Genomic DNA, 10,161 nt, shown 5'->3' with positions numbered 1-10,161 from the left:
GCCGGTGACCTGGCGGCAGTGGTTCGCCGACAGCGGCGCACGCCGCGTCGACCTGCCCACGTACGCCTTCCAGCACCAGCGCTACTGGCCCGAGGCGGGCGCCGGGTGGACCGGGGACGTCACCGCCGTCGGCCTGCGGCCCGCGCGGCACCCCCTGCTCGGCGCCGCCGTCGGCGTCGCGCACGCCGAGGGCTTCCTGTTCACCGGGCGACTGGCCCGGCGTACCCACCCGTGGATCTCCGACCACGTCGTCTTCGACACGGTGCTGCTGCCCGGCACCGGCTTCGTGGAACTCGCCCTCCAGGCCGGCGCGCACGTCGGTGCGGACCACGTCCGCGAACTCACCCTGGAGTCGCCGCTGATCCTGCCCGAGACCGGCGGCGTGGACATCCAGCTCTGGATCGGCCCGGCCGACGAGACCGGCTGCCGGTCCGTGTCGCTGCACTCCGCGGTCGACGGCGACCCGGCCGACGGCGCGGGGGAGCGGGCCTGGACCCGCAACGCCAGCGGCGTGCTGGCCAGTGGCCCCGCCGGACCGGGCGGTCCCTCCGGCTGGTCCGACCTGACCGCCTGGCCGCCCCCCGGCGCGACCGAGGTCGCCACCGACGACCTCTACCTGAACCTCGCCGCCCAGGGCTACGACTACGGCCCGTCCTTCATCGCGCTGCGTTCCGCCTGGCGGCGCGGCGAGGACCTCTTCGCCGAGCTGGCCCTGCCGGAGACCCCCGCCGCCGAGGCCGACGGGTACGGCCTGCACCCGGCCCTGCTCGACGCGGCGCTGCACACCCTCGGGCTGACCACCGCCACCGGCGCGCCGTCCGGGGCGGACATGCCCCCGGGATACGGCCGGCTGCCGTTCTCCTGGAACGACGTCGCCCTGCACGCCGCCGGCGCGGCGGCGGCCCGGGTCCGGGTCTCGCACACCGGCACCGACAGCATCTCGCTGCTGCTCGCCGACGTCACCGGCGCGCCGATCATCTCCGTCGGCTCCCTCGTCCTGCGGCCGGTCTCCGCCGACCAACTCCGCACCGCCGGGGGCGGCGGGACCGAGTCGCTGTTCCGGGTCGAGTGGGCCCCGCTCACCCTGGCCGCCGGCCCGTCGGCCGTCGACTGGGTGGTGGTCGACGACGCGGCCCTCACCGACGCGGTAGCGGCAACCGGGACGGCCGTGGCGGCGTACCCCGACCTGACCGCCCTGGCCACCGCGATGGACGACGGCGCGGACGCACCCGGCGTGCTGGTCGTGCCCTTCCTCGACCCGCCCGCGTCGGCGGACGTGCCGCGCGCCGTCGCTGAGGTGACCCACCGGGCGCTCGCCGTGCTCCAGCAGTTCCTCGCCGACGACCGGTACGCGGCCTCCCGGCTGGTCGTGCTGACCCGGGGCGCGGTCGCCACCGACCGGGACGCCGACCTGACCGACCTGGCCGGCGCCGCGGTGATCGGCCTGCTCCGCTCCGCCCAGTCGGAGAACCCCGACCGGTTCGTGCTGATCGACGTCGACGACGTGGCCGGTTCCGCCGCCGCGCTCGTCCCGGCCGTCGCCACCGACGAGCCGCAGGTGGTGATCCGCGCAGGCGTCGCCGCCGGCGTCCGGCTCACCCGGGTCCCCGCCGTGGCCGAGCCGCCGGCCGCCCCGTTCGACGGGGAGGGAACCGTCCTGATCACCGGCGCCACCGGCACCCTCGGCCAGCTCATGAGCCGGCACCTGGTGACCACGTACGGTGTCCGGCACCTCATCCTCACTAGCCGGCGCGGCCGGGCGGCCGGGGGGGTCGCCGAGCTCTGTGCCGACCTGGAGGCGCTCGGCGCGACCGTCACCGTCGCCGCCTGCGACGTCGCCGACCGGGCCGCCGTGGCGGAGCTGCTTTCCGCCATCCCGGCGGAGCACCCGCTCACCGCCGTCATCCACGCCGCCGGCGTCCGCGACGACGGCGTCATCTCCTCGCTCACCCCTGAGCGGATGGACGGCGTGCTGCGGCCCAAGGTCGACGCCGCCTGGAACCTGCACGAGCTGACCGCCGACCTCGACCTGAAGGCGTTCGTCTCGTACTCGTCGCTCGCCGCCACCGCCGGCGGCCCCGGCCAGGGCAACTACGCCGCCGCCAACGCGTTCCTCGACGGGCTGGCCCAGCACCGCAAGGCGCGCGGGCTCGCCGCGCTCACCCTCGCGTGGGGCCTCTGGGCCGACCGCAGCGGCATGACCACCGAACTGGACGACGTCCACCTCAACCGGATTTCCCGCTCCGGCGTCGCCGCGATGGAGGCCGAGGAGGGGCTCGCCCTGTTCGACGCGGCCTGCCGCAGCACCGACGCCGCGCTCGTCCCGGCCCGGCTCGACCTCGCCGCCATGAAGGTGCAGTTCGCCGGTGGCAGCATCCCGCCGCTGTACCGGGCGCTGATCCGCATGCCCGCCCGCACCGCCACCGCGGCCACCACCGGCGCGTCCCTGGTCCAGCAGCTCGCCGCGCTCGGCGACACCGACCGGGCCGCCGCGCTGGTCGAGATCGTCCGTGGCCAGGCCGCCGCCGTGCTCGGCTACCCCGACCCGGCGGCCATCGAGCCGCGCAAGGCGTTCAGCGAGTTCGGCTTCGACTCGCTGACCGCCGTCGAGATGCGCAACCGGCTCAACAACGCGTTCGGGATGCGGCTGCCGGCCACCCTCGTCTTCGACTACCCGACCCCGCACGACCTGGCCGCCTTTCTGGGTACGGAGATCGCCGGCACCCCGGTCCCCGTGCGACCCACGACCACCACCGTTTCGGTCGACGACGACGAGCCCCTCGCCATCATCGGCATGGCGTGCCGGCTGCCCGGCGGGGTCTGGTCCCCGGACGACCTGTGGCGGCTCGTGGCCGACGGCGTCGACGCGATCACCGACCTGCCCACCGACCGGGGCTGGGACCTCGACTCCCTCTACAGCCCCGACCCTGACGCCAGCGGCACCTTCTACGCCCGGGGCGGCGGCTTCCTCAGCGGCGTCGACCGGTTCGACCCCGGCTTCTTCGGCATCAGCCCCCGTGAGGCCCTGGCCATGGACCCGCAGCAGCGACTGCTGCTGGAAACCACCTGGGAGTCCTTCGAGTCCGCCGGCATCGACCCGACCGCCGTACGGGGCAGCAGCACCGGCGTCTTCGTCGGCACCAGCGGCCAGGACTACGGCTCGCTGCTCGCGTACTCGCCGGAGGCCGCCGAGGGCTACATGCTGACCGGGATGACCAGCAGCGTCATCTCCGGTCGGGTGGCGTACACGTTCGGCCTCGAAGGCCCGGCCGTCTCGCTGGACACCGCCTGCTCGTCGTCCCTGGTGGCCCTGCACTGGGCCGGCCAGGCGCTGCGGCGCGGCGAGTGCGACATGGCCCTCGCCGGCGGCGTGATGGTGATGGCCACCCCGACCGCGTTCGTCGAGTTCTCCCGCCAGCGCGGTCTCGCCGCCGACGGCCGGTGCAAGTCGTTCGCCGCCTCGGCGGACGGCACCGGCTGGTCCGAGGGCGTCGGCATGCTGCTCGTGCAGCGGCTGAGCGACGCCCGCAGGCAGGGCCGCAAGGTCCTCGCCGTGGTACGCGGCTCCGCGATCAACCAGGACGGGGCGTCGAACGGGCTGACCGCCCCGAACGGCCCCTCCCAGCAGCGGGTCATCCGGCAGGCCCTCGCGTCGGCGCGGCTGTCCACGGCCGACGTCGACGTGGTCGAGGCGCACGGCACGGGCACCACGCTCGGCGACCCCATCGAGGCGCAGGCGCTGCTCGCCACGTACGGGCGGGACCGGCCGGCCGACCGGCCGCTGCTGCTCGGCTCGATCAAGTCGAACATCGGGCACGCGCAGGCGGCGGCGGGCGTCGCCGGCGTGATCAAGATGGTGCAGGCCATGCGGCACGGGGTCGTGCCGGCGACGCTGCACGTGGACGAGCCGTCCCCGCACATCGACTGGACGTCCGGCGCCGTCGAGTTGGCGACGGAGTCCCGGCCGTGGCCGGCGGTGGACCGCCCCCGCCGCGCGGCGGTGTCGTCGTTCGGCATCTCCGGCACCAACGCCCACGTCATTATCGAGCAGGCCGACGAGCCGGTCGAAGCCGCGCCCGTGGAGCCGCGTCCGGGCCTGGTGGACTCCGATGTCGTCGTGTGGTCGGTGTCGGCGCGGTCGAAGGCGGCTCTGGCGGGTCAGGCGGCGCGGCTGGCGGAGTACGTGCGCGAGCGCGGTGACGTGGCTCCGGCGGCGGTGGGCTGGTCCCTGGCTGCCACGCGGTCGACGTTCGACCAGCGGGCCGCGGTGGTCGGCGCGGGCGCCGACGAGCTGTTGGCCGGGCTGGACGCGCTGGCGGCCGGTTCGCCGGCCGGCAACGTCGTCGCGGGCACGACCTCATCCCACGGTGCGGGTGCGGTGTTCGTGTTCCCGGGTCAGGGTGCGCAGTCGGCGCGGATGGCGGCCGGTCTGGTGGGTCGTACGCCGGTGTTCGACGCGAGGCTGGCGGAGTGCCAGCGGGCTCTGGCCCCGTACCTCGATGTCGACATCGTGTCGGTGTTGACCGGGGATGACGAGTCGTGGTTGGAGCGGGTGGAGGTCGTCCAGCCGGTGCTGTGGGCCGTGGGTATCGCTTTGGCGGCGGTGTGGCGGCATGTCGGGGTGAGCCCGGCTGCGGTGATTGGTCACTCGCAGGGTGAGATCGGTGCCGCGTGTGTGGCGGGGATCCTGTCGCTGGAGGATGCGGCGAAGGCTGTTGCGTTGCGGTCGCGGGCGCTGATGGTGCTGCGGGGCACGGGCACGATGGCGTCGTTGGACCTGTCGGTGGACGCGGTGACGGAGCGGCTGGCCGTGTTCCCCGGTGTGGGGGTGGCCGCCGTCAACGGCCCCTCCACGGTGGTGGTGTCGGGTCCGCCGCAGCCGGTCGCGGACTTGGTCGAGGCGTGTCAGGCCGACGGTGTTCGGGCCCGCCTGATTCCCGTCGACTACGCGTCGCATTCGGCTGCCGTGCAGGACGTCGCGGAACAACTCCGCGCTGACCTGGCCGACGTCGCCCCGCAGCAGGGTCACACCCGTCTGGTGTCGACGTTGACCGGGGACTGGGTTGACCCGATGTCGATGGACGCCGGTTACTGGTATGACAACCTGCGGCAGACGGTGCAGTTCGATGCGGCCGTGCGGGTGGCGGTCGCGGCGGGTCACACGACGTTTGTGGAGATCTCTCCGCATCCGGTGCTGACCATGCCGGTCACGGCGATCCTGGACGATGCCGGCGTCACCGGTCACACCCTGGGCAGCCTGCGGCGCGGCGACGACGACCCGACGCGGCTGCTGACGAACCTGGCCACCGCGCACGCCATCGGCCTGCCCGTCGACCTTACGACCATCCTCGCCGAGACGGACGTCGTGGCGCTGCCCACGTACGCCTTCGACCACCAGCGGTACTGGGTCGACCCCCCGGTCCACCGGGCACAGGACGTCAGCTCCGCCGGCCTCCAGGACGCCGGGCACCCGCTGCTCAGCGCCACGCTGACCTTCCCGGACAGCGAGCGGATGGTCTTCACCGGGCGGCTGTCGGTGCGTACCCACCCGTGGCTCGGCGAGCACCGGGTGATGGACAACATCCTGCTGCCCGGCACCGCCTTCGTGGAGCTGGCGACGTACGCCGGTGAGCAGGCGGGCTGCCCGACGGTGGAGGAGCTGACCCTGCTCGCCCCGCTCGTCCTGCCCGAACTCGGCGCGCTCCAGGTGCAGCTGATGGTCGGCGACCGGGACGACGACGGGCGCCGCACCGTCCAGCTCTACTCCCGGCCCTACCGGGACGGCTCGGACGAGATCCTGGCCGACGTGGCCTGGACCTGCCACGCCACCGGCCTGCTGGCCCCGCAGCCGGCCGAGGGCACCGCGCCCGCCTTCGACCTGGGGGTGTGGCCGCCGCCCGGCGCGACCCGCGTCGAGGCCGACGACTTCTACTCCGGCATCGAGGCGACCGTCTTCGGGTACGGCCCGGCGTTCCGCGGCCTGCGCGCCGCGTGGACCCGCGACGACGAGGTCTTCGCCGAGGTCGAGCTGCCCGCCGACCACCACGCCGACGCCGGCCGGTTCGGCGTGCACCCGGCGCTGCTCGACGGCGCGCTGCAGGCCATGTCGATCGGCGGCTTCCTCGGCCGGATGGGCGACGGGGCCGACGCCACGGTGCCCCGCCTGCCGTTCGCCTGGACCGGCGTCTCCCTGCTCGCCGCCGGTGCCACCGCCCTGCGCGTGCGCGTCGCGGCGGCCGGCGAGGTCGGGGTCTCCTTCCAGGTGGCCGACGCCACCGGCGCCCCGGTGCTGCACGTGGACTCGCTGATCATGCGCCGGGTCACCGGCGACTCGCTCGGCGCGGCCCGCTCCGGCCGGCACGAGTCCCTGTTCCAGGTGGACTGGCCGGCGCTGCCGGTGCCCACCGGCCCGGTGCCGGCGGCCACCCGCTGGGTGGTGCTCGGCGGCGACGACCTCGCCCTCAGCGCCGCCTGCGAGGCGGCCGGCGTGCGGGTGCGTGCCGACGTGGACCTGGACTCGCTGGGCGACCTGCTCGCCGGGGGCGCACCGGCGCCCGAGGCGGTGATCGTCCCGGTCGGCGGCGTCGGGGACCCGACGGACCCGGCGCTGGCCGCGCAGGCGCGGGCCACGACGCACCGTACCCTCGCCGCGGTGCGGACCTGGCTCGCCGACGACCGGTTCGCCGACTCCCGGCTGGTGCTGGTCACCCGCGACGCGGTCGCGGCGGGGGAGCAGCCGGTCGTCAACCTGCGCCAGGCCCCGGTCTGGGGCCTGCTGCGGACCGCGCAGCTCGAGCACCCGGGCCGGTGCCAGCTGGTCGACCTCGACGACACCCCGGACAGCGGCACCGTGCTGGCCGCCGCCATCGCCTCCGGCGAGCCGCAGCTCGCCGTGCGGGGCGGGCAGGTCCGTACGCCACGGCTCGGGCGGGTCCCGGCCGGGGTGGAGCTGCTGCCCGGCGGCATCGACCCCGACGGCACCGTGCTGATCACCGGCGGGACCGGCGTGCTGGGCCGCATCGTGGCCCGCCACCTCGCCACCACCCACGGCGTGCGGCACCTGCTGCTGGCCGGACGGCGCGGCGCGGCGGCCGAGGGCATCGCCGACCTCGCCGACCTCGCCGACACCGGCACCCGGATCACCGTCGCGGCCTGCGACGTCGCCGACCCGGACGCCCTGTCGGCACTGCTGGCCGGGGTGCCCGCCGACCATCCGCTCACCGCCGTGGTGCACGCCGCCGGCGTACTCGACGACGGCGTGCTGGAGTCGATGACCCCCGAGCGGGTGGACGCGGTCGCCGTGCCGAAGATCGACGCGGCGTGGCACCTGCACCGCCTCACCGCCGACCTCGACCTCGCGGCCTTCGTGCTCTTCTCCTCGGCGGCGGCCACCCTGGGCAGCGCCGGCCAGTCCAACTACTCGGCGGCGAACGCCTTCCTGGACGCCCTCGCCGCGCACCGGCGGGCCCGCGGACTCGCCGGCATCTCCCTGGCCTGGGGCCTGTGGGAGCAGGCCAGCGGCATGACCGGCCACCTCGACGACGCGGACGTGCGGCGGATGGCCGAGCAGGGCGCGGCGGGGCTCGCCACCGAGCAGGCGCTGGATCTCTTCGACGCGGCCTGGCGGCTCGACGCGGCGGCGGTCGTACCGATGCGGCTGGACGTCGGGACCCTGCGGACGCAGGCGGAGGCCGGCACGCTCGCGCCGATGCTCCGGGCCCTGGTCCGGGTGCCGCTGCGGCGCTCGGTCGACGCCGCCGGCGCCCGCGCCGGCGGGATGCAGCTGAGCCAGCGGTTGGCCGGGCTGGCCGGCCCGGAGCGGCTGAAGGTGGTGCTGGACGTGGTCCGGGCGAACATCGCCGCCGTCCTCGGCCACGCCAGCGCCGACGCGGTCGACCCCGGCCGGCTCTTCACCGAACTCGGCTTCGACTCGCTCACCGCGGTGGACCTGCGCAACCGGCTCAACAGCCTGTCCGGGCTGCGGCTGCCGGCGACGCTGGTGTTCGACTACCCGACGCCGACCGCGCTCGCCGAGAGGCTGACGAGCGAGATCGCCGCCGACGCGGCGCCGTCCACGCAGCCCATCTTCCAGGGCATCGACACCGTGGAGAGCCTGCTCACGGCCATCCCACTGGACGCGACGGCCCGGGCCCGGTTCACCGCCCGAATGCAGGACCTGCTGGCCAAGGCGTCCGACCTGGGCGCCGGAACGGCCACCGAGCAGGACAAGCCCGATCTCGAATCGGCCAGCGACGACGAGATCTTCGACTTCATCAGCAAAGAGTTTGGGATCTCCTGAGATGACCGGATTCTTCATCGAGGAAGGCGCCACCCGATGAGCGACGACAAGCTGCGGTACTTCCTCAAGCGGGTGACCGCCGACCTGCACGAGACCAAGCGCAAGCTGCAGACCGTCGAGGCACGCGACCAGGAGCCGCTGGCCATCGTCTCGATGAGCTGCCGCTTCCCGGGTGGCGTCCACTCCCCGGAAGACCTGTGGGAACTCGTCGCCGACGGCCGGGACGCGCTCACCGAGTTCCCGGACGACCGGGGCTGGGACCTGGCGTCGCTCTACGACCCCGACCCCAACAAGCCGGGCAAGAGCTACACCCGGATCGGCGGCTTCCTCGACCAGGCCGGCGCGTTCGACCCGTCGCTGTTCGGGATCTCCCCGCGCGAGGCCCTCGCCATGGACCCGCAGCAGCGGCTGCTGCTGGAGACGTCCTGGGAGGCCATCGAGCGGGCCGGCATCGATCCGCTGTCGCTGCGCGGCAGCCAGACCGGCGTCTTCGTGGGGCTGAGCACCTCCAACTACGGCATGGGTCTGCCGAACGTGCCCGAGGGCGTCGACATGTACATCGGCACCGGCAACACCACCAGTGTGGCGTCCGGCCGGATCTCGTTCACCCTCGGCCTCAACGGCCCGGCCGTCACCGTGGACACCGCCTGCTCGTCGTCGCTGGTGGCCCTGCACCTCGCGGCGACCGCGCTGCGCCGCCGCGAGTGCGACCTGGCCATCGCCGGTGGCGTCACCGTGATGGTCACCCCCGGCGTGTTCGTCGTCTTCTCCCGGCAGCGCGGCATGTCCGTCGACGGCCGGTGCAAGGCGTTCGCGGCCGGGGCGGACGGCACCGGCTGGGGCGAGGGCGGCGGCGTGCTGGTCGTGGAACGGCTCTCCGACGCCGAGCGCAACGGCCACCCGATCCTCGCCGTCATCCGCGGCAGCGCCCTCAACCAGGACGGCGCGTCGAACGGCCTCACCGCCCCGAACGGCCCCTCGCAGCAGCGGGTCATCCGGCAGGCCCTGGTCAACGCCCGCCTCGGTGCCGCCGACGTCGACATGGTGGAGGCGCACGGCACCGGCACGACGCTCGGCGACCCGATCGAGGCGCAGGCCCTGATCGCCACGTACGGGCAGGACCGCCCCGCCGACCGGCCGCTCTGGCTCGGCTCGGTGAAGTCGAACATCGGCCACACCCAGAGCGCCGCCGGCGTCGCCGGCATGGTCAAGATGGTGATGGCCCTGCGCAACGGCCTCATGCCGGAGACCCTGCACGTCGACGAGCCGTCCCCGCACGTCGACTGGACCGCCGGGGCGGTGTCGCTGCTCACCGAGGCCAAGCCGTGGCCGGAGCTGGGTCGTCCCCGCCGGGGCGGCGTCTCCTCGTTCGGGGTCAGCGGCACCAACGCCCACGTCATCGTGGAGGAGTACCGGCCGCGCACCGCCGCGCCGGAGGCCGTCGACGGCGAGGAGACCACCGAGGCCGCCGCCGTCGAGCCCGTGCGGCGACCCGGCCTGGTCGCCTCGGACGTGACGGTCTGGCCGGTCTCGGCCCGGTCGAAGGACGCCCTCGCCGGCCAGGCCGCCCGGCTCGCGCAGCACATGCGCGAGCGCGGTGACGTGGATCCGGCGACGGTCGGCTGGTCCCTGGCCACCACCCGGTCGACGTTCGACCAGCGGGCCGCGGTGGTCGGCGCGAGCGCGCAGGAGTTGCTGGCCGGGCTGGACGCCCTGGCCGGCGGCCTCCCGGCCGGCAACCTCCTCACCGGCGCGGTCACCGGCTCCGGTGCCGGCCCCGTCTTCGTGTTCCCGGGTCAGGGTGCGCAGTCGGCGCGGATGGCGGCCGGTCTGGTGGGTCGTACGCCGGTGTTCGACGCGAG

At 74.8% G+C, this 10,161-nt stretch carries 2 protein-coding genes; both read left to right on the top strand.

The window, feature by feature from the left end:
• Positions 1-8,299 (top strand): SDR family NAD(P)-dependent oxidoreductase (locus AB0G14_RS33790; protein ID WP_357704558.1); only part of this gene is annotated, 8,299 nt, incomplete at its 5' end.
• Positions 8,300-8,335: 36 nt separating this feature from the next.
• A partial coding sequence (locus AB0G14_RS33785) for a type I polyketide synthase (RefSeq protein WP_357704556.1) occupies positions 8,336-10,161 on the top strand: 1,826 nt, incomplete at its 3' end.

Source organism: Micromonospora sp. NPDC023814 (assembly GCF_040639595.1).
GTDB lineage: Bacteria > Actinomycetota > Actinomycetes > Mycobacteriales > Micromonosporaceae > Micromonospora.
Note: the sequence above shows the minus strand (reverse complement) of the source record. Positions and strands in the feature narration are given on the sequence as shown.